The following is a 19,354-nucleotide window of genomic DNA, read 5'->3' as shown; positions in this document are numbered from 1 at the left end:
AACAGCACATTGAACAGGCAGATTGTGACATTGAGAGGGTTATTTTTCACTTATTATGCAACTACCGCGATCCTGGGCCCGTATTTGCCGCTGTATTTTCAAATGCAGGGCTATACCGCTTCGGAAATCGGATTGCTGATTAATATCGGACCTTTTATCGCCATATTGGCCCAACCGTTCTGGGGGTTTGTCAGCGACAGGCTAAATTCCGTCAAATCGATCATCGGCGCATTGTGGGCCTTGACCGTCTTGTGCAGTATCGGATTATTCACCACACAGGGCTTTGGCTCCGCGTTTTGGTTTGTACTTCTCATGTTCTTTTTTATGCTGCCTTCCGTGCCTCTGCTTGATGCCTTTGCCGTCAAATCCGCCAGCGCGCTGGGAATCGGTTACGGCTCCGTACGGATGTGGGGGTCACTCGGCTACATGTCTGTCGCCACTTTATCGGGCATTGTGCTGGCGGGACTTGGCGGAGTCGCTAATATTCCGTACCTTTATTGGGTGCTGTGGCTGCTTCCGCTGCTGCTGCTTTTCTTTTTGAAGGATGAAAAAGGGGCCGGGGAAGGTGTATCACTGCAGTCGGTCCGTAAAATAGGGCAAAACGCGACTTTTCTATGGTTTTTATTCCTTATATTTCTCATTTCGGTTCCGCACCGGATGAATGACGCGTTGTTCTCTTTGTATTTGGGAAGCAAAGGGGCGACCGAGGGCATGGTCGGTTGGGCATGGGCTTTTGCGGCGGGAAGCGAAATTCCAACCTTTGCGCTGCTGAACCGTTATATGAACCGTTTTAACGAACTGTCCACGCTTGGTGTGGTGTCTTGCATCTATGTGGTACGGTGGCTGTTTGTAAGCGTAACGGACGATCCATGGATCCTGCTGCTGACTCAGGCTTCTCACTGTATTACTTTCGCTGTGCTGTGGATCGTGGCTGTCCAATATACGGCGAGGCTTATGCCCGGGGAATTCAGCTCTACGGGACAATCGCTGCTCGGAGCCGTGTTTATGGGAATGGCCGGACTTACAGGTGGCTTGGTGGGCGGATGGATCAACGATGCGTTGGGCGGCAGGCAGATGTATGTTTTCGGCGCTGTCATGTCCTTTATTGCAGCTGTTTTATTTTTTGCCACCCAGATGTATGAAAGAAGGAAGCGGGTTTAGTACGTCTTCAAGAATATGGATCTTTATGGTAAAGAAAAAAATCACCCTGCGGGTGAATAAAGAAGTGTTTCTAAGGATCGGGACTGTCTTGTTCATACATTATAATCAGGGATAAGTGACGAAGAAAATACCATTCCATTCTGACGAGTGGGAGCAGGACGTTTTTCTGTTTTTATGGAGGGGTATGAGAGACTGACTTGGCTGGCCGTTCCCGCCGAAAGAGGTAGAGCGTCATTTTTTAAAACATAAGACGGGGGTCTTGATGTGGAAAAAGTTATGTACAGAAGGCTGGCTGCCCCCTTCTTTGCGAGGCAATGGTGTAAGGGTTGCCCGGAATGTGCTGGCCCGCGGCATGCTGGATTGCTTTGATTAACAGGAAAATATGCTGATATTTGCTCGTTTGATTGCCTTCCTATCATCCCGCGATTCTCCGGGCGACGATGCGACACTGCACGGTAAGTGCTCAGACCTTTAAAGCAGGGGAAATATCCGATGAAGCTGAATCGATGCAACACAACTATAACGCTAAGGTGATCTTCTGGATTGGAACAGAGGGGATTTACCAAAACAACATCTCCCAGCGGATGAATGTATCTACCCACACTTATCCACAGCTACCGAAAATCATAATTTCCTTATACAACGAAAAAAAATCCCGACTCCTGAGCAGGAATCGGGATTGCTGTATACCGGGAGCAGCTTCTTATTTGGAAGCATCTTTCGGAGCAGGTGCTTGATGAACCTGGGTTCCAGTCTGCACCGGTGTTTCGATCGGCTTCACCTCTTGCGCCTGCACTTCTTGCTTCGACCGATTGTCATCTGACATCATCCCGCTAGTCGCGTCTTTAAATTCACGAAACATTCTTCCGAAACCGCGTCCCAATTCAGGCAGCTTGCTTGGCCCGAATAAAATCAAAGCGACAATGGCAATGAGCAGGACATGCATGGGAGTCAACAAATTACCCACTTACAAACACCCCAATTCAAAACTTGATGATTTCTATTATAACAGGAACCCGTACAAAAACCTACTGTAAAAACGCATCTTTCTGATGTTCGGAAATACTGAGCTTGACAATTTCAGCGGCGTCTTCGGGATCGAGTGACCCAAATCCGTACCTGAGGATAATATCCGAATCCAATTCCGTCTTCTTCAAGAATGGAAAGAGCTCCGGAGTTAATTCCGCTACAATCCTGGACAGTTTTACCGTTTCCACAATGCATCACCTTCCAATCGTCATTTGGTAGTTCGATCAGAAAAGATTTCAGAAATGCAGGCAAGGGAAAACCAGAACTATATGAAATTACCCCTTTATTATAACATGAAAACCTTAATTTGTCGGGTACAAAATTGTAAAAACGGTGTATTTGCCGTATAAGCTGCAGCTAATTTTTATTGAAAAGTCCCATCACGCCTACGGTTTCCGTAATATTAACGAAAGCTTTCGGGTCGGTTTCCTTGATGATTTTTTTTAATTCCATGAGCTCGTAGCGGGTGGTCACCGTCATCAGCAGGTCTTGTTCTTTTCCTGAGAAAGATCCCTGCGCTTTAATGACTGTTACGCCCCGCGGAAGCTTAAGGAGCTTCTGCAGCAGCTTGTCCTTCTGCTGGGTAACGATAAACACCGTCACTTTAATGTGTTGGATATACACCGTATCCATAATTTTGACGGACACAAAAATAGAGACCATGGAGAATAAAGCCAGGTCCCAATTGTTTTTATAATAACCGAGAAAAAGAATGACGGCGCCGTTCAGAAGCAAGATAACCGACCCGATCGGAAAATCAAAGCGCCGGGTCAAGATCGACCCGATGATATCGAAGCCTCCCGTAGAGCCGCCGGCTCTAAGCGACATGCCGCTGCCCAGGCCGACCAGCAGCCCTCCGAACACCGCCCCAAGGAGGGGGTCCTTGGTGATGGAGGCCGGCTGTACTAGCTGTAAAAACCAGCTGGTAAGAATGACGGAAATGACGCTGAGCACAATGTATCTGCGCCCGATCACAAGCAAGCCCCAGACAATGACCGGCAGGTTGAGCAGAAGATAGAGATAGCCGATATTCCAGTTTGTAAAATACCCTATAATCATCGACACGCCTGAAATTCCGCCACTTAGCAGCTGGTGGGGAATCAGCATGAAATTGAATCCCGCCGCCACGAGAAACGCGCTAATGGCAATGACGACAACAGCGAAAATTTGTTTCAACAAATTCACCTCAAATTTAGTATGTTATCTTATACCAATATAATGCATCCGAAAAACAAATAAACCAGGGCGAGTAAAATACAAAAAAGCAGGCTTTCCTGAATGGAAAGCCTACTTTTTACGAGAGAAGGAGCCGGAACGCGAACTGGTCGACGGCTTCGAGCTGGAGCTCGAGCCGGATTTGTAGCTCGGCGTCGAGCCGTCATTTTTTTTGATTGAATCCGAGCCTGGAGAAGAACTGCCAGCGTCGCCCCCGGCGTCTTTCCCGAAGCTGCCGGTACGGTCGGAAGTCGAGGGTTTGTCAGACTGGCTGCCGGTGGAAGAATTCGGTGAGGAGTATGAGCCGCCCGGCGAATAATTTCTTGGAACGGAAGTATACCCTCTGTAAGTCGACGGCTGACTGCTGTTAAACCAGCCGCCTCCGAGTACCGAATGCAGCACGGCTGCGGTCAGCATCCCCTGCAGGAACGAGGAGTCATAGTTCTGTCTCGCATACTCGATCGTATCCACTTCGACCAAAGTATTCTCTGGATGATCCGGATTTTTCTGCAAATTAATGATTTTGTCCTGATAAACGAGAAACATCTGGTCCTGGGACGTCTTGCTCGTTTCCTTCGGTTTCTCCTGGTCGGCAAGCTCCCTGGCTACAGTTGGGACATCTTTGCCTTCCGCTTCATATATCTTCGCGGCGGTTTTGCCTTTGCCCTGCACATTTACCAGCGGATATTGGTCCTGTACATAGCCTGTGGCGTTGCCGCAGCCCGCGAGAAGCGAAAGGATAAGTAGGAAAGCCAGCGCCGGCTTCCATGCTTTCATTGATTTTCACCTGCCTTTGACGCTTTGGGTTCACGAGCGGATTAGTTAGAACCTTTCATGAATTTTATTTGGCTTGCCGGAGTCCGGGCCCCTTCCAAAGCGATAAATTTGCCGTCCTGCCATTGAAGGAAGAAGTACTTGTCTTCCGGTCCGTAATATCTCCAGAATAACACTTCGTCCCCGTTTCGGAAATCAGTATTTCCTTCCGTCTTTGTCACATCCGTCCTGTAATGCTCAAGTTCATATAAAAACCCGCCGCCGACATCGAGTTTGCTCGGAACGTCGTTGGGATCGTCCAGCGCGCCCTCCATGAAATGGCAAAGGATGCAGTCATAATTGCGGCCCTTTTCTATTATAAGACAGGAAATTTGTTTGCCGTTCTGCAGGTAATAGGCGAAGCGGTGGTTTGGAAAGCCTCTGTCAAAATACGAAACCTTGCCGGAAACGACATATTCCTCCAAATCGACATTGATGATGTCCCCGACTTTGGAATCCTCAAACGGATTGGCCGCCGGAACAGGCTCCTGAGGCTTATTGCTTTTTATAATCGAGCGCATTCTTTCAAAAATAGACATGAGCGCATTCCCCTTATACCTTTTTTGAATTCTTAAATATGTATACGCTCGGGATCCGGCTTGGTTTCATTCCGTGCAGAGAATGGATTAGACTGGCAATCACTCTTTGTTTTATGCTATAATGTGAAAGATATTCTTAAGTACGGACACTTTTATGCGTGAATACACGCTTAACTATGTACAGATACCGGTCCGCTCGGGCAAAAATAAATGTGAAATTAACCTTTTGTTATGGACGGATTGTGGATACTCTATAAAAGTATAGGACACGCACTTAAGGGTATACAGAAGAGAAGGGCTGAATCTGCCCTTACGCAAAGGAGATTGGACGATTTGAAAAAGTTTGAAGAGTTTGGCCTGGAGCCGAAGGTACTGCGCGCGATTACGGAGATGGGGTTTGAAGAATCGACGCCGGTTCAGGAGAGAACGATCCCGCTGGCCATGGAAGGGCGCGACCTGATCGGGCAGGCGCAGACAGGAACCGGGAAGACAGCCGCTTTTGGTGTTCCGTTGGTCAATAAAATCGATATCAAGGAAGAGCGCATTGTCGCGCTGATCATGTGTCCCACAAGGGAGCTGGCCATTCAGGTGGCTGAAGAAATAGCGAAACTCGGCCGTTTTAAAGGTACTCGTTCCCTGCCGATTTACGGCGGTCAAGATATCGTCAAGCAAATTCGCGGGTTGAAGAAGAAGCCGCAGATCATTATCGGAACGCCGGGACGCCTGCTTGACCATATCAACCGCAAGACGATCAAGCTGGACGATGTCCAAACCGTGATCCTTGACGAAGCGGACGAGATGCTGGACATGGGCTTTATGGACGACATCCAGTCCATCCTGTCCCTGGTGCCGGCGGAGCGGCACACAATGCTGTTCTCCGCTACAATGCCGGCCAACATCCAGAAGCTTGCGCATCAGTTCCTGAGAAACCCTGAGCATGTTTCCGTTATTCCCAAGCAGGTCAGCGCACCGACCATTGAACAATCCTACATCGAGCTGCACGAAAAGCAAAAATTCGACGCTTTAAGCCGTTTGATCGATATGGAAGCGCCTGAACTTGCGATCATTTTCGGACGCACCAAGCGCCGCGTAGACGAATTGTCCGAAGCCCTGCAAAAGAGAGGTTATGCAGCCGAAGGGCTGCACGGCGACCTGTCCCAGAACCAGCGCGATAACGTTATGCGCAAATTCCGTGACGGCAGCATCGACGTTCTGGTCGCGACAGACGTAGCCGCCCGCGGACTGGACGTGTCCGGCGTCACTCACGTAGTGAACTTCGACCTTCCGCAGGATCCGGAAAGCTATGTTCACCGTATCGGCCGTACTGGACGGGCAGGCAAAGAAGGAAAAGCCTACACCTTCGTAACTCCAAGAGAAATCGATCATCTGCATTTCATAGAGAAAGTCACCAAGCACCGTATAACCAAGAAGCCGCTTCCGAGTATGGCTGAGGCGATCGAGGGCAAGCAAAGGATGACGGCGGAGCGGATACTGGAGCAATTGCAGGATGAAGGACATAACGAATACAAAGGCGCAGCGATCCAATTGCTGGAGCAGTATGATTCGGTCAACCTGCTGGCCGCAGCAATCAAGCTTCTGACCGGTGAGAAGAAGGAAGTTCAGATCGACCTGACACCGGAAGATCCGATCCGAGCCAAGAAAAGATTCAATGACGTCCGCAGCCAAGGCAGACGTGTGGGCGGCTCGTACGGGGGCGGCAACCGGAACGGCGGAGGCCGCGGCGGCTATTCCAACGACCGCGGCGGCTACCGTGAAGGCGGCCGCGGCGGATACAGCAAGGACGGAGGAAACCGCTCCTCCTATAAAGGCAACCGCGATGGAGGAAGCCGGGAAGGCGGCAACCGCGATGGCGGCGGCAGAGACCGCAACCGAAACTATGTATAATAAATAAAGTGAGACGAAGGCCGATGAAGCCTTCGTCTTTTTCACTCTTAGTAGAAGAAAGATCTGGTGATGATAACCAAAAGAATGAACAGCACCAAAATGGCTCCTACGGAGTGTCCGTATCCTACACCTACACCTGTCATGAGTCTAACCTCCTTTGCTCTTTGCTCCTTACTGCCAGAGGAACACTATATCTTATGCTATTTGTCTGGTTCGGACTAGACGTCTACCTATACATAGCAAAATGGGCTATAATACGAACATAGACATACTAAAAGAAGCAGGAGGCTGCCATGGAATTCAACGGGCTGATGGGCGGTTTTTACAAAATTTGCGAATGGATCATGAGATTGTCAACAATTAATGTTTTATGGGTTGTTTGCTCGCTGCCTTTCTTTTATCTTGCTTTGGCAGGCTTATATTCCGGCGGACCGGAGGTGCTCCCGATGATGGGCATCCTTGCTCCGTTTACGTTGTTTCCGGCTACGGCCGCAATGTTTGCCGTGGCGCGCAAGTGGGTGAGCGGAGATGCGGATGTGCCTCTTCTGAAAACCTTTTTCCGCAGCTATAAAGAGAACTATAAACAGAGCATGCTGGGAGGGATCATTTTTCTGATCCTGGGCGCGGTCATCTACACGAACTATCAGTTCTACCATAAACAGAGCGGGGTTCTGAGCGTTCTTTCGATTCTGTTCATTACTTTTACGGTGGTCATGACGGCGGCATTCTTTAATTTCTTCTCCATTATGGTACATTTGCATATGAAATTCTGGCAGCTTGTGAAGAACAGCATCCTGATTACGGTCGGACAGCCCATCAATTCCATCGTCATCCTTGTACTAAACATTACAATTCTATATGTCAGTTTGGTCAAATTTACATTTCTCGTTCCTTTCTTTATGGGAAGCTTAATGGCGATCATCTCGTTCTTCATGTTTTACCGAAGCTTTAACCTGCTTCAATCCAAGCACTTGGCGACGGAGGGAGATGTGGCGGCAGAGCAACAGGAGGAAGGTGAGAACACTGGAAGCGGACATACAAGCTTCGGCCGGCAGCCCGGATGGAGCAAAGAGCAGTCTGATCAGGGTGACCATGATGGCAAGAAGACGGAGAACAGCGCGGAGACGCTGCCAAAGAAAGGAAAAAGTGTGGACTAGCCTCCGGCTTTGACATTTATGGGTGAATTTCACAGAGCGGCAAGGTTTACTTTCTGCTGCTGAACGTCTATAATGGGGATACATCCTGCGATGCACGTTACGATTTAAAGTTGTTTTGAACCAATGACTGTTTCTTGGGAGACCTACATCGCCCTGCGGCTGACATGCCCTCGAAAAGGGACTTCAAAAGCACGGTTGCGGACACCCACCTGCGAGAGCGGGTTTGAAGCAATAAATCGGACGGCAAAGCGGGTTCTTTTTTACATATATATGAAAACGCTTTCATAGGCGAGACTTGATAAATTTTGTAATAAAATCTATACTAAACAAGAAATAATCCCGCAACCTTGCGATGCGTATTAGCTTATTCGGATTGTGGGCAGCTGTAAAAAAATAAAACCTTTACCGATGGAAGGATGGGAGCAAAGTGCATATTTTTATCGACACAGCGAACGTAGAAGATATTCGCAAAGCTCATGATTTGGGAGTGCTGTCCGGAATTACGACTAATCCGTCGCTGATCGCGAAAGAAGGAAGAGACTTTTTCGAAACGGTGCGCGAAATTATCGAGATCGTTGGAGATATTCCTATTTCTGCCGAAGTCGTGTCTCTCCAAGTGGATGAAATGGTCGAGCAGGGCAAAAAGCTGGCCGCTCTGGGCAACGGTGTGGTTGTGAAAGTGCCGATGACCACTGAAGGCTTGAAAGCGACCAAGAGATTGACCGATCTCGGAATCAAGACGAATGTCACGTTGATCTTCAATTCAACCCAAGCACTTTTGGCAGCGCGCGCGGGCGCCACTTACGTATCGCCGTTCATCGGGCGGCTGGACGATATTAACCAAATCGGCATGAATTTGATCAAAGAAGTTAGCTCCATCTTCACGATCCATGGTATCACCTCGCAAATTATTGCAGCCAGTGTACGCCATACGGCTCATGTCATCGAAGCGGCTCTGCTCGGGGCCCACATCGCTACGGTACCTTATAAAATCATCGAGCAGATGACCAAGCACCCGCTGACAGACGCAGGCATCGAAAAGTTCACCAAAGATTGGGAAGGCGCTCAGCAAAAACCGTTCTGATAACAAATACATAACCGGAGAGGAGAAATCCTTTCCGGTTTTTTGTGCTTTGAAGGAAAGTTGGTTGACGAATCTGGTGCATTCTCATTTTTTTGGTGCAGTTTCCTCCATTAGGGTTAAATAAAGGAGGTGCAGCACTACAAACCCAATCACAAGGAGGCACTTACCATGAAAAAGAAAATTGTTGGAGTCTTTGCATCGGAACAGGAAGCCATTCGCGCGATTGAGGAGCTTAAAAGTTTGGGTTATACTTCGGATGAGATTTCCGTGGTTGGCAGAAATAAGGAAGAAATGAAGACAATTACTGACGAAACGGGCTCGAAAGCTCCAGAAGGTGTGGCCACCGGCGCCGCCACCGGAGGTATGCTGGGCGGTTTGACCGGATTTCTTGCAGGAATCGGGGCTTTGGCTGCTCCAGTTGTGGGTCCGATCCTTGCGGCAGGTCCGATAGCGGGGGCACTGACAGGAGCGGCCGTTGGGGCCGGTGCGGGCGGTTTGGTTGGCGGTCTGATCGGTCTTGGAATTCCTGAAGACGAAGCGAAGCGCTATAACTCTTATGTAGAGGAGGACAAACTGCTGGTTATGGTCGAAGCGGATGACGCCCACCGTTCAAGGGTCTATGACATTTTCCGCAATCACGGGACTTTAAACTCTGATTTGTACAGTTACGATACTAATAAGGATAGCGATATCCTTTCCGATAAGGCCGCCGCAGGAGAAGTCAATGTTGGCGAGCGCGACAAGCTGCGTCTTCATGAAGAAAGATTGGACGTGGAAAAGGAACGGGTAAAGACAGGAGAAGTTCAGGTTCATAAAGAAGTGATAAAAGATAATAAAACTATCAATGTCCCCGTTCAGCGCGAGGAAGTCGTTATCGAGCGGAACGCCCTGGATGAAAGAGCAGCTGACGGAGAGGTGATAGGCAAAAACGAAACCATCCGCATCCCGGTAAGCGAGGAGCGGGTGAACGTGAAGAAGACGAATGTCGTCACCGGCGAAGTATCCGTCGGCAAACGGACGGTGCAGGACAACGAGCAGGTAAGTGACACGGTCAAGAAGGAAAGAGCGGACATCGAACGTACAGGCAACGTTCGGGTGGAAGGCGAGAAAGAGTTGACAGGTCGCAGAGACCGCCGATAATCACTGCAAAACCAAGAAGCTTGGACCCGGTTGGGTCCAAGCTTCTTGGTTTTACATCGGGCTTTCGGCGAATTCCGCCAAGTCCGTCAGCTGGTGAAGGGTATTTTTTAAAGCAGGATAAAGGCTACGGTAGACGGTATAATATTTGTCGTATCGTGTCTGGTTTTGCGGGTGGGGTTCTACCTGGTCTACCACTTGAATCCACTCCTCGCAAAGCTCGGCGATCGGCCTGCCAAGCACCCCGGAGGCAGCCATAACCGCAGCGCCGTAAGCGGGTCCGTCCGTGGAGTTGACAGTGACCACGGGATAGCCGAAAATATCGGCGATCATCCGTCGCCAGAAAGCGCTCCTGGCGCCTCCGCCATTTACCCGCAGCTCCGATATCTCGATGCCGGAAGCCTTAATCAGTTCCATCGAGTCGCGGAGCCCGAAGGTGATGCCCTCCATGACGGCGCGGGTCAAGTGAGCTTTGCCGTGGCGGAGATTCAAGCCGATAAAGCCGCCTCTGGCCTTCGGGTCGGGATGCGGGGTTCTCTCTCCCGTCAAATACGGGAGAAACAGCAGCCCTTCGCTGCCCAGAGGAGCGGTCTCGGCGATTGACGTTAAATATTCGTAGACGTCGCGGCCTTCCTCCTGAGCCTTCCGGAGCTCCTCGAAGGCGAAGTGGTTTTTCCACCACTGGAAGGAGCCTCCGGCTGACAGCATTACACCCATGCGGTGCCATTTGCCCGGCACGCCATGGCAGAAGGAATGAAGCCGGAACGCTTCATCCGCCTGATAGCTGTCGTCGTGGACGAACACGACGCCTGAAGTGCCGAGGGCAACGCTGGCGATGCCCTGCTTGACGACGCCGACGCCGACGGCGCCGCAGGCCTGGTCGCCGCCGCCGGCGACCACAGGCGTGCCCGCAGCCAGGCCGGCGGCGCGCGCAGCCTCGGGCTGGACGGTGCCGGCCACGGCGTTGCTCTCGAAGAGCGGCGGCAGCCATTCCATCGGAATGGCCAGCTTAGCCGCCACTTCGGCGGACCAACGCCTGCCCGCCACGTCCAGCAGCAGCGTGCCGCTCGCGTCGGCCATGTCCATGCCGAGCTCGCCGGTCAGCTTCAGCCGGACGTAATCCTTCGGCAGCAGCAGATGCGCTACGCGGCTCGCATGCTCCGGCTCGTGCCGCTGCAGCCAGACTACCTTCGGCGCAGTGAAACCGGTCAAAGCCCGGTTTCCGGTGAGGTGCCCCAGCTCGTCCCGGCCGACAGCGGCTTCGATCCATTCGCACTCCGACGCGGTGCGCTGGTCGCACCACAGCAAAGCCGGGCGAATGACCTGCAGATCGGAGTCGAGGAATACCGATCCGTGCATTTGGCCGGAGAGGCCGATTCCGGCCACCTCCGTGCCCTTGACGGCCGCTTTGCCCAGCAGCACAGCGATACATTCGACAGTGCCGTTCCACCAGTCCTCGGGATGCTGCTCCGCCCAGCCGGGGTGCGGCTGAAGCAGAGGATACTCCACACTGTGGCTTTTTTTGACATTTCCCGATTCGTCTACTAAAATACATTTCACAGCCGATGTGCCCAGATCAATGCCAAGAAAATAACGGCCCAAAAAAATCACCTCGCAGTTAAGGTAAAAAGAGTGAGGCCTGAAGCCTCCGCACCCAAATCTTTGTTTAATTATTATACAAAGATTGTTATACTATATTCTCAGTCAACAGGCAAATCCCTTCTAAGGCACATCAATTTACAGGCATGGTTTGCAGCAACTTTTATCAGGAATAGAGGTCACTTCAATGAAAAGCCTACACGTCTCGGGAGACAGCTCATTGCTGAAAGCGATCAATAAAGAAGCACTGCTTAAGCTAATCCGGCGGTTCGCACCACTTTCAAGGGCGGATCTTTCTAAAAGGACGAAGCTGACGCGCGCCACGGTATCGGCTCTTATAGAGGAGCTTATCCAGGGGCATCTCGTCGTGGAGTCGGGTATCGGAAGCTCTTCGGGCGGCCGAAAGCCGATGTTGCTTGAGATTAACCGGCGCGGAGGCTTTGTGATCGGAGCGGATCTGCGGGCAACCGGGATTTTTATGATTGTAACAAACCTGAACGGCGAGAAAATATCCGCAAGATATATCAAATATAAAGATTCCGCTAAACCGGAGGCCGTGCTGCAGCAGCTGATTGAGGCGACAGCCGGGCTCCGCGACGCACTCCCTCAATCGCCGCTCGGTTTGATTGGCCTCGGCCTCGGCATACACGGCTTTGTCCAGCACCCTTCGGGGCGGATTTTGTTCGTACCGCATTTCGGCTGGCATGAGCTGGAGTGGAAGGTTCGGCTGGAGGCAGCGCTGGGAGTGCCGGTGTGCATTGACAATGAAGCCAACCTGGCGGCCCTTGGAGAGCTGGAGCACGGAGCGGCTGCGGAATGTTCGAACGTGCTTTATGTCAGCGTCGGTTCCGGGATAGGCGCGGGGATTATTTTTGAAGGCGAATTGTTTAAGGGCAACTTCGGTTATGCCGGGGAGGTCGGCCATACGACGATCGAGCGGGAGGGCCGGCTGTGCACCTGCGGCAACAGGGGCTGTTGGGAAATGTACGCGTCCGAGAAAGCATTCGCTTCGCTGCTGGGGCTTCCTTATACGCCCGAAGTGCAGCGGGAAATCAGGCACAGGCTGGACGCCGGGGACCCTGCCGCCCTGGCTGCGGTGCACAAGATTGGAGCAGCACTTGGCGTTGGATTGGTGAACTTGATGCATACCTTAAACCCCCAGATGATTATAATCGGCAACGCGATGGCACAATATGCTAAGTGGATCGAAGCGGAGGTAGTCCAGGCGTTGAACAGCCGGATTCCGTTTCCTCATATGAGGGAGATCAGCGTAAAGTATTCCCGGCTTGGGGCGGAAGCCTGCCCGATCGGCGCGGCTGCGCTGGTCATCCGAAATTTTATGAATTTGGAAGAGGTGAAGGCATGAATCCCGTTGCAAAAATGTTAATCACAGGCGGAATCGTTTTATTGGTGATCGGGCTTCTGTGGCAGTTCGGAGGAAGATTTCTGCATCTGGGCAGGCTGCCGGGAGATATTTCGGTGGAAAAAGGAAATGTCCGGTTTTATTTTCCGATTGTCACCTGCATTGTCATTTCTGTCGTTCTTTCTTTGATCATGGGACTTCTGCGCTGGTTCAGGTAAGTGATGCAGCGGAAGTTGCTGCTGCGGGCGGAAAACGGCGTTTCTCTTAAACTACTTTTTTTACTCTTAAATATTCCGGAAAATGTTCAAATTGCCTTTGATTAATGTTATGATTGAAAGTAATATAAAGAGAAGTGTGAGATTCGGAGTCGAGTTGAGGGGGAAGGCTGTTGCTGAAGAGATCATTAATCGGTTTGCTCCGCAGTTATGAACAAACAGGCGAGAAGGCAAAAGATCCGCTTTTAAAGACCAAATTTTACAAATTATCGATGGACAAGGCATGGGAGGAAGTTAGTACCACACTCAAGAAAATGAACGGCTACAGAGTGCTGCACGAGGTGCGTAACGTCGGCGAGATCGTGCTTGAAAAACGGACGGTGACCGGGCGGACGCAGGATATTACGGTCACTCTTTTCTCCATTAATCCGCTGAAGACCGCCATAGACATTTACTCCGCTTCCAGAGGCTCCCTTGGAGATCTGGGCTCCAACTACCGCACGATTCTCGATATTTACAGGCAGTTGGACAAACGGTTAGCGCAGTATCGTTCGAACGACTAGATCCGGCGATGTGCTTCCTCCTTGGGGAGCATTTTTGTTTGCCGGGAAAAGAAAGAGGCTCCGCAGAACCATACAGCTCCAGGACGGCAGCTGAATAGCATTGAGGGAAGCGGCGGTTCATCCGGCGCGCGATACTGCGATCCTCGGCGTCTGGTCAGACCCCTCCCCATCACAGAAAAAAGACGCCTATCACTTGAAGTCATAAGCGTCTTGCTTCAGGACAAACTATAGCATTAAAGCAAGCTTTTTACAGCCGCAATCGCTTTGTCGTAATCAGGATGGTTTGTCATTTCTGGCAAGTATTCTACATAGCGGATCGTGTCGCCAGCGTCCAGTACGAAAATGGAACGCATATCCAAACGCAGTTCTTTAATATGTACGCCATAAGCTTCGCCGAAAGACATGGATTTGTAATCGGACAAAGTGACCACTTTATCGATTCCCGCGGCACCGCACCAGCGCGCTTGAGCAAACGGAAGGTCGGCGCTCACGGTAAGAACGACAACATTCTCTCCCAGTTCAGCGGCAGCTTCGTTAAATCTGCGTGTTTGAGCGTCGCAGACGCCAGTGTCCAGGGAAGGCACAACGGAAATCAATTTCACTTTACCCGCAAAATCGGAAAGGGAAACCTGGTTCATCAAATCTTTGTTCAGCTTGAAATCCGGGGCTTTGTCTCCCGCTTGTAATTCCGGTCCGATTAGTGTAATCGGATTGCCTTTCAGAGTGGCAACACCCGTGCGTTCTTGAGCCATGTTCTTCTGATCCTCCCTTAATTTAAGCATATTGAGATGAATTACCTTTTCTATTATAATCTTTTGCTTTGGAACTTGTCCAATTGCCCATCCATAGCCGAAAGGATTGAAGAGATGTTTGTCAGGTACGAAAGCCCCCGGCAGTATGTACGCATGTATCCTGTGACGACCCTGCTGATCGGAATCAATGCAGTTGTGTTTTTGCTGCTTACGGTAAGCGGAGGTTCTACAGACACAAACACGCTGCTCCGGTTTGGGGCGATGGTTAACGCGGCACCTTACCAAACGGAGTATTGGAGATACGCCGCGGCGATGTTCCTCCATATCGGCTTCGAGCATCTGCTGTTCAACGCTTTTGCGCTGCTCGTGTTCGCACCGCCTCTCGAGAGCATACTCGGATCGCGGCGGTATTTTCTTTTTTACATTGCGAGCGGAATCATGGCCAATATTGCCGGTGTGCTGCTGCAGCATAACGCCGTATTGTCTGCCGGAGCTTCCGGGGCGATCTATGGAGTATACGGGGCGTATTTATATATCGGATTATTTCAAAAAGCTGATCTTGACCGCGGCTCTCGCACTACGATTATTACGTTAATCGTGACGGGGTTCCTGTATTCCGTAGCGGTCCCGCAGATCAGCCTGATCGGCCATTCGGGAGGTTTTGCGGCCGGTTTTATCCTGTATCACTTATTGAAACGGTCTATAAAATAAGAGGGCTATCAAGACAAATTATCGACAACAGTACGGAGGATCCGTGTGGAATTAAGACAATTATATTACTTTGTCAAAGTGGCCAGAAAACAGCATATGACTCACGCCGCCGAAGAGCTGCATGTGGCCCAATCGGCGGTAAGCAGACAGATTCATCAGCTGGAGGAGGAACTCGGAGTCCAATTGTTCGTGCAAAAAGGGCGAAACCTGCAACTGACCTCGGTCGGCAAGCTGTTTCTGAGCCGTGTGGAAGCGATTATCGCGGATCTGGACAGGGCGGTGAATGAAATCCACGAGTTTCTTAACCCGGAGGCGGGTGAAGTCCGCATCGGGTTTCCCCACAGCCTCGGAATTTCTCTGCTTCCGACCGTCGTGGCGGACTTCCGTAAAACCCATCCCAATGTCAAATTCAAGCTGCGCCAGAGCACCTTCAACAGCCTGATACGTGACGTAGTGAACGGAGAGATCGATCTGGCTTTTATATCGCCTTTTCCGGAGCGGCATGAGCAAGTGACCGGGGAACTGCTGATCACGGAAGAACTGTTCGCGATTCTGCCTTCCGCCCACAGGCTGGCAGGGCAGGAATCTATCAGGCTGGAGCAGCTCAAGGAGGAGCCTTTTGTCATGTTCAGCGAGGCTTACTCTTTGCGTGCCATCGTTCTGGAAGCATGCGCTGAGGCGGGATTCCGGCCGATGATCGGGTTTGAAGGCGAGGAAACGGATACGATCAGGGGGCTGGTCGCGGCAGGCATGGGAGTGGGCCTGCTGCCGGAAATGGCGCTCACCGAGATCAGCGAGCTGATGCCCGCCAAGGTGAGGGTCACCGACCCCCGGGTCACCCGCACGATCGGTCTCATCCGCCGCAAGGGCGAGAAGCTGCCTCTGGTGGCAAGGGTGTTTCAAGCCTTTTTGTTCGACTATTTTCAATGCGATAAAAAATAAAGCGTGCAGGAGGCGGACCGATTGGCCCGCTTCCTGCACGCTTTATTTATTGTATAGGAAATTATAGATGGCTGTCAGACAGATGTGTGCCAGGCCCCATAAAAATAGAAAACGTCCCGCTTCCACTCGTCAGAATGGAACGGGACGTTCTTCGTCACTTGCACAATCCGAAGAGCTTTCGAGCAAACGTGCTTTTTAATCATCCGATCGGCTGTTGAAGATCATGATATACTTTGCCAGCTCCAGCACGGAAATCAACGCAGCGGCTACGTAAGTCAATGCAGCGGCATTCAGTACTTTAGCCACACCGTGTTCTTCTTCGTTAGTGATAAAGCCGCTGGCCACCATGATATCCCTTGCCCGGGAGCTTGCGTTAAACTCAACAGGCAGGGTCACCAGCTGGAACGCTACCGCCGCCGAGAAGAACAGGATGCCCAGCCCAAGCAGGAAGTTGAACTGCTGAAAGAACAAGCCGGCTAGAATCATCAGAGGGGCCACGCCGGAAGCAAAATTAACGACAGGGAACATATTATGCCGCATAGTAAGCATCGGATAATGTACTTTATGCTGAATAGCGTGCCCGACTTCATGGCAGGCCACCGAGACAGCAGATATGGAATTTTCATAGTAGACTGGTTCGGAAAGCCTTACTACCCGCTGGACAGGATCATAGTGATCCGACAAGGCGCCGGGCACCGGCTCAACCGGCACATCGTAAAGGCCGTTCGCGTCCAGCATTCTTCTGGCAGCTTCGTATCCGGTCATACCGGACTGCACAGGGTTTTCGGACCATTTGTTAAATGTGCTTCTTACCCTGAATGAAGCCCAAAGCGACAGACCGAACGCGATAAAGATAAAGATATCCATGAAATGGAAACGAAACATGCCTTACTCCTCCTATATTCATTTAATGCGAGCCCTTATAGATTAAGAGGGCCCTCCCCTAGAAGGATCAACAAGGCTTCGATGCAGGCAGCGGTATAGGGCGTCAGCATCTTGTGATACTGCTTTACCTGTTTCGGACGGAGACTGTTGATAATCGGTCGGATTTCATGCACTTCATCCGCCAGCTGTTTTAAATGAAGCTGCAAAGATGTAAGTTTATCTGCCGCCTGTTCATCCGGGCACACCTTGCTCCACTGCATCAGCTTGGTCTTAATTTCTTCTAGGCTATATTTCTCTTTTTTCAATTTTTCAATACGTTTCAAACGGGATAAGGTTTCATCGCTGTAAAATCTGTAGTTTGCAATAGACCTTGTCTCAGGCCGGATCAAACCGAGCTTGGTGTAATAGTCGATCGTCCTTGGGCTCATGTTGCACAGTTTGGCGAGCTCGCCTATTTTATAAAGCTTTATATCCCCATCTGTATTCACCTCTTGTCCGACTTAGTATGGAGAACCGTAGTTTCCGACAAATCCGCATAATAAATGTTTCATTGCACTCACCATCAACGTGATTTTATGATACTAGAACTCAAACTATACAGTCAAACGTAATGCTTCGCATTAAACATTCGTTACAGGAATGTATTTCCCGCTTCATGTCAAGTTTATAACAGATCCCTGCCTCTATATTATGAAAAAACCGAATTATGCTTGTTATATGTCAGGTTATTTTCGTATTTACTCATAATTATTAAAAAATATGTTGTCAATGAAGGGTCGGATGTATATAATGACATTAAGAATTTCATTTAATGTTATAAAATATAACATTTTGAGGGAGTGGTCAATTTGATGAAAAAGTTTATTCCGGCTTTCGGCTTCATGGTTATGTTATTCCCTGCCTTCGCCTTCGCTGCGGATGAAGCACCGAAGCCCGAGCAGCTGCAGGCCGCGATAGACGGCGTTTGGGTAATGCTCGCCGCGATTCTGGTCATATTCATGCAGGCCGGCTTCGCATTGTTGGAAGCGGGATCCACCAGGATGAAGAACGCGGGACATGTTGCCGGCAAAACGATCCTGACTTTCGGAATTTGCGCCATTGCTTTCTGGGCCGTTGGCTTCGGATTCGCCTTCGGCGACGGAAGCGCGTTTCTGGACAACAACCTGATCGGAATTTCCGGATTTGGAATGGACGGAACGGAAGCGCAAGCTAAACAAGTATTCGGCTCCTTGTCAGCTTCCGACGCGCCGATCTCCATCAAATTCTTGTTCCAATTGGCCTTCGCGGGTGTGTCACTGGCCATCGCCTGGGGCGGATTCGCCGAAAGAGCCAAGCTGCCTGTCTATTTTATCTTCGGAATCTTGTTTACGGTCATCGTTTATCCGATTGTGGCTCACTGGGTATGGGGCGGAGGCTGGCTGTCCAAAATCGGCATGCAGGACTTTGCCGGGTCGACGGTCGTTCACCTTCAAGGCGCTACGGGAGCATTGGTGGCTACCTGGCTGCTCGGGCCCCGCATCGGCAAATTTAATAAAGATAAAACCCCAAATTTGATTCCCGGCCACAATCAGGTATTGTCCGTACTGGGTGTGATCATTCTGTGGATCGGCTGGTTCGGATTTAACCCGGGCAGCACTTTAAGCGCGATGGGAGACGGATTCTTCGGTTATATCGCACTGACTACCAACCTGGCGGCGGCGGCCGGCGGTGTGGCTGCCCTTATCGTATCGTGGATGTATTTCGGCAAGTCGGATATTCCAAGCATGCTGAACGGTGTATTGGCTGCCTTGGTTGCCATCACAGCGGCTTGTGCTTTCGTTACTCCGGGAGCTGCCATTCTCATCGGAGCCATCTCCGGCATCGTGACCTTCTTTACCGCCCAGTGGTTTGAAAAGGCCGGGCTGGACGATCCGATCTACGCCTTCTCCGTGCACGGGATTGCGGGAGTCTGGGGAACTTTGTCCACGGGTTTGTTCGCAACGCCTGAATTGGTCGAAATCGTAAAAGTCGGCAAACCCGGGTTGCTCTACGGCGGGGGTTTTGGACAGCTTGGAGTTCAAGCTCTGGGCGTGCTAGGCGCGTTCGTGTTCGTCCTTGTCGTATGTTTGATCATTCTGGGAGCCATCAAAGCAACTATCGGCCTGCGCGTAACGGAAGAAGAAGAAGTAATCGGCCTCGACCTTTCAGAGCATGGAAGCTACGGTTATCCGGAGCAAATGAAAAAGGCGTCTGTTCAGGATCCGGCAGCTGTGTAATACTGAAATCATTGAACCGGATGAAGGGG

The 19,354-nt window shown here is 50.8% G+C and carries 21 protein-coding genes, 1 other RNA gene and 1 pseudogene; 13 read left to right on the top strand and 10 right to left on the bottom strand.

Annotation, left to right across the window (positions count from 1 at the left end):
• Positions 1–9: 9 nt before the first annotated feature.
• Positions 10–1,161 carry an MFS transporter gene (locus tag ACZ5N7_RS08990; protein ID WP_464658849.1) on the top strand — a complete coding sequence of 384 codons (1,152 nt, stop codon included), beginning with the start codon at positions 10–12 and terminating at the stop codon, positions 1,159–1,161.
• Positions 1,162–1,864: 703 nt separating this feature from the next.
• Here ACZ5N7_RS08990 and ACZ5N7_RS08985 read toward each other — a convergent pair.
• The 5 genes from ACZ5N7_RS08985 to ACZ5N7_RS08965 form a co-directional block, all read right to left on the bottom strand.
• Complete coding sequence (locus ACZ5N7_RS08985) at positions 1,865–2,107, bottom strand: twin-arginine translocase TatA/TatE family subunit (protein ID WP_464659209.1); 243 nt, start codon at positions 2,105–2,107, stop codon at positions 1,865–1,867.
• Between the two features lie 82 nt (positions 2,108–2,189).
• On the bottom strand, positions 2,190–2,378 hold the full coding sequence (locus tag ACZ5N7_RS08980) for a hypothetical protein (RefSeq protein WP_464658847.1): 189 nt from the start codon (positions 2,376–2,378) through the stop codon (positions 2,190–2,192).
• A 169-nt stretch (positions 2,379–2,547) separates the two neighbouring features.
• Entirely contained in the window at positions 2,548–3,369 is an 822-nt protein-coding gene (locus tag ACZ5N7_RS08975) for a YitT family protein (protein ID WP_464658845.1), read from the bottom strand.
• 108 nt (positions 3,370–3,477) lie between these two features.
• Positions 3,478–4,182, bottom strand: coding sequence for a DUF4247 domain-containing protein (locus ACZ5N7_RS08970; protein ID WP_464658844.1), 705 nt, complete (start codon positions 4,180–4,182; stop codon positions 3,478–3,480).
• A gap of 41 nt (positions 4,183–4,223) precedes the next feature.
• The gene (locus tag ACZ5N7_RS08965) at positions 4,224–4,757 is read right to left on the bottom strand and encodes a DUF4178 domain-containing protein (protein ID WP_464658843.1); all 534 of its coding nucleotides are present in this window, start codon (positions 4,755–4,757) and stop codon (positions 4,224–4,226) included.
• A 333-nt stretch (positions 4,758–5,090) separates the two neighbouring features.
• On the opposite strand from ACZ5N7_RS08965, the gene ACZ5N7_RS08960 reads away from it, so the two are divergent.
• Entirely contained in the window at positions 5,091–6,662 is a 1,572-nt protein-coding gene (locus tag ACZ5N7_RS08960) for a DEAD/DEAH box helicase (protein ID WP_464658842.1), read from the top strand.
• A 47-nt stretch (positions 6,663–6,709) separates the two neighbouring features.
• On the opposite strand, the gene ACZ5N7_RS08955 is transcribed toward ACZ5N7_RS08960, so the two are convergent.
• Positions 6,710–6,805, bottom strand: a complete 96-nt coding sequence (locus tag ACZ5N7_RS08955; RefSeq protein WP_464658840.1) for a YjcZ family sporulation protein — start codon at positions 6,803–6,805, stop codon at positions 6,710–6,712.
• A 150-nt stretch (positions 6,806–6,955) separates the two neighbouring features.
• Here ACZ5N7_RS08955 and ACZ5N7_RS08950 point away from each other — a divergent pair, with 150 nt between their 5' ends.
• The 5 genes and pseudogenes from ACZ5N7_RS08950 (at position 6,956) to ACZ5N7_RS08930 (ending at position 10,043) form a co-directional block, all read left to right on the top strand.
• On the top strand, positions 6,956–7,819 hold the full coding sequence (locus ACZ5N7_RS08950) for a YesL family protein (RefSeq protein WP_464658838.1): 864 nt from the start codon (positions 6,956–6,958) through the stop codon (positions 7,817–7,819).
• A gap of 79 nt (positions 7,820–7,898) precedes the next feature.
• Positions 7,899–8,078: non-coding RNA, 6S RNA (gene ssrS / locus ACZ5N7_RS08945), on the top strand.
• Positions 8,079–8,246: 168 nt separating this feature from the next.
• Positions 8,247–8,903, top strand: a complete 657-nt coding sequence (gene fsa / locus ACZ5N7_RS08940; RefSeq protein ID WP_464658836.1) for a fructose-6-phosphate aldolase — start codon at positions 8,247–8,249, stop codon at positions 8,901–8,903.
• A gap of 168 nt (positions 8,904–9,071) precedes the next feature.
• Positions 9,072–9,575 (top strand): annotated as a pseudogene (locus ACZ5N7_RS08935) (general stress protein); the annotation flags it as partial.
• Between the two features lie 99 nt (positions 9,576–9,674).
• A complete protein-coding gene (locus ACZ5N7_RS08930) occupies positions 9,675–10,043 on the top strand; it encodes a YsnF/AvaK domain-containing protein (protein ID WP_464659208.1) in 369 nt (122 codons plus the stop codon).
• A 51-nt stretch (positions 10,044–10,094) separates the two neighbouring features.
• On the opposite strand, the gene xylB is transcribed toward ACZ5N7_RS08930, so the two are convergent.
• Positions 10,095–11,642, bottom strand: coding sequence for a xylulokinase (gene xylB, locus ACZ5N7_RS08925; RefSeq protein ID WP_464658834.1), 1,548 nt, complete (start codon positions 11,640–11,642; stop codon positions 10,095–10,097).
• 184 nt (positions 11,643–11,826) lie between these two features.
• On the opposite strand from xylB, the gene ACZ5N7_RS08920 reads away from it, so the two are divergent.
• The 3 genes from ACZ5N7_RS08920 to ACZ5N7_RS08910 all read left to right on the top strand — a co-directional run bounded on the left by ACZ5N7_RS08920 (position 11,827) and on the right by ACZ5N7_RS08910 (position 13,780).
• The gene (locus ACZ5N7_RS08920) at positions 11,827–13,005 is read left to right on the top strand and encodes an ROK family protein (protein ID WP_464658832.1); all 1,179 of its coding nucleotides are present in this window, start codon (positions 11,827–11,829) and stop codon (positions 13,003–13,005) included.
• Positions 13,002–13,220 carry a DUF2905 domain-containing protein gene (locus ACZ5N7_RS08915; protein WP_464658830.1) on the top strand — a complete coding sequence of 73 codons (219 nt, stop codon included), beginning with the start codon at positions 13,002–13,004 and terminating at the stop codon, positions 13,218–13,220. The genes ACZ5N7_RS08920 and ACZ5N7_RS08915 overlap by 4 nt, the downstream gene beginning before the upstream one ends.
• A gap of 170 nt (positions 13,221–13,390) precedes the next feature.
• Positions 13,391–13,780 carry a DUF1499 domain-containing protein gene (locus ACZ5N7_RS08910; RefSeq protein ID WP_464658828.1) on the top strand — a complete coding sequence of 130 codons (390 nt, stop codon included), beginning with the start codon at positions 13,391–13,393 and terminating at the stop codon, positions 13,778–13,780.
• 233 nt (positions 13,781–14,013) lie between these two features.
• Here ACZ5N7_RS08910 and tpx read toward each other — a convergent pair whose 3' ends face one another.
• Positions 14,014–14,532: a thiol peroxidase gene (gene tpx / locus ACZ5N7_RS08905; protein WP_464658827.1), complete on the bottom strand. Its 519-nt coding sequence runs from the start codon at positions 14,530–14,532 to the stop codon at positions 14,014–14,016.
• Positions 14,533–14,646: 114 nt separating this feature from the next.
• Between tpx and ACZ5N7_RS08900 the strand changes: the two genes are divergently transcribed.
• Together ACZ5N7_RS08900 and ACZ5N7_RS08895 are read left to right on the top strand one after the other, a co-directional pair.
• Positions 14,647–15,243 (top strand): rhomboid family intramembrane serine protease, encoded by a 597-nt coding sequence (locus tag ACZ5N7_RS08900; protein WP_464658825.1) that lies wholly within the window; start codon positions 14,647–14,649, stop codon positions 15,241–15,243.
• 45 nt (positions 15,244–15,288) lie between these two features.
• Positions 15,289–16,185, top strand: a complete 897-nt coding sequence (locus ACZ5N7_RS08895) for a LysR family transcriptional regulator (protein ID WP_464658823.1) — start codon at positions 15,289–15,291, stop codon at positions 16,183–16,185.
• A 195-nt stretch (positions 16,186–16,380) separates the two neighbouring features.
• Here the strand turns inward: ACZ5N7_RS08895 and ACZ5N7_RS08890 are convergent, their stop codons facing one another.
• Together ACZ5N7_RS08890 and ACZ5N7_RS08885 are read right to left on the bottom strand one after the other, a co-directional pair.
• Positions 16,381–17,070, bottom strand: a complete 690-nt coding sequence (locus ACZ5N7_RS08890) for a zinc metallopeptidase (RefSeq protein WP_464658821.1) — start codon at positions 17,068–17,070, stop codon at positions 16,381–16,383.
• A 35-nt stretch (positions 17,071–17,105) separates the two neighbouring features.
• Entirely contained in the window at positions 17,106–17,540 is a 435-nt protein-coding gene (locus tag ACZ5N7_RS08885; RefSeq protein WP_464659206.1) for a MerR family transcriptional regulator, read from the bottom strand.
• 381 nt (positions 17,541–17,921) lie between these two features.
• Here ACZ5N7_RS08885 and ACZ5N7_RS08880 point away from each other — a divergent pair, with 381 nt between their 5' ends.
• Entirely contained in the window at positions 17,922–19,325 is a 1,404-nt protein-coding gene (locus tag ACZ5N7_RS08880) for an ammonium transporter (RefSeq protein ID WP_464658820.1), read from the top strand.
• Positions 19,326–19,354 lie beyond the last annotated feature (29 nt).

This window comes from Paenibacillus sp. JCM 18996 (assembly GCF_055392555.1).
Note: the sequence above shows the minus strand (reverse complement) of the source record. Positions and strands in the feature narration are given on the sequence as shown.

Coding starts and splice junctions, on each gene's coding strand:
- ACZ5N7_RS08900 (WP_464658825.1), top strand. CDS start 14,647: ATGTTTGTCAGGTACGAAAGCCCCCGGCAGTATGTACGCATGTATCCT.
- ACZ5N7_RS08970 (WP_464658844.1), bottom strand. CDS start 4,182: ATGAAAGCATGGAAGCCGGCGCTGGCTTTCCTACTTATCCTTTCGCTT.
- ACZ5N7_RS08915 (WP_464658830.1), top strand. CDS start 13,002: ATGAATCCCGTTGCAAAAATGTTAATCACAGGCGGAATCGTTTTATTG.
- ACZ5N7_RS08950 (WP_464658838.1), top strand. CDS start 6,956: ATGGAATTCAACGGGCTGATGGGCGGTTTTTACAAAATTTGCGAATGG.
- ACZ5N7_RS08965 (WP_464658843.1), bottom strand. CDS start 4,757: ATGTCTATTTTTGAAAGAATGCGCTCGATTATAAAAAGCAATAAGCCT.
- ACZ5N7_RS08955 (WP_464658840.1), bottom strand. CDS start 6,805: ATGACAGGTGTAGGTGTAGGATACGGACACTCCGTAGGAGCCATTTTG.
- ACZ5N7_RS08985 (WP_464659209.1), bottom strand. CDS start 2,107: ATGCATGTCCTGCTCATTGCCATTGTCGCTTTGATTTTATTCGGGCCA.
- ACZ5N7_RS08880 (WP_464658820.1), top strand. CDS start 17,922: ATGAAAAAGTTTATTCCGGCTTTCGGCTTCATGGTTATGTTATTCCCT.
- ACZ5N7_RS08890 (WP_464658821.1), bottom strand. CDS start 17,070: ATGTTTCGTTTCCATTTCATGGATATCTTTATCTTTATCGCGTTCGGT.
- ACZ5N7_RS08920 (WP_464658832.1), top strand. CDS start 11,827: ATGAAAAGCCTACACGTCTCGGGAGACAGCTCATTGCTGAAAGCGATC.
- tpx (WP_464658827.1), bottom strand. CDS start 14,532: ATGGCTCAAGAACGCACGGGTGTTGCCACTCTGAAAGGCAATCCGATT.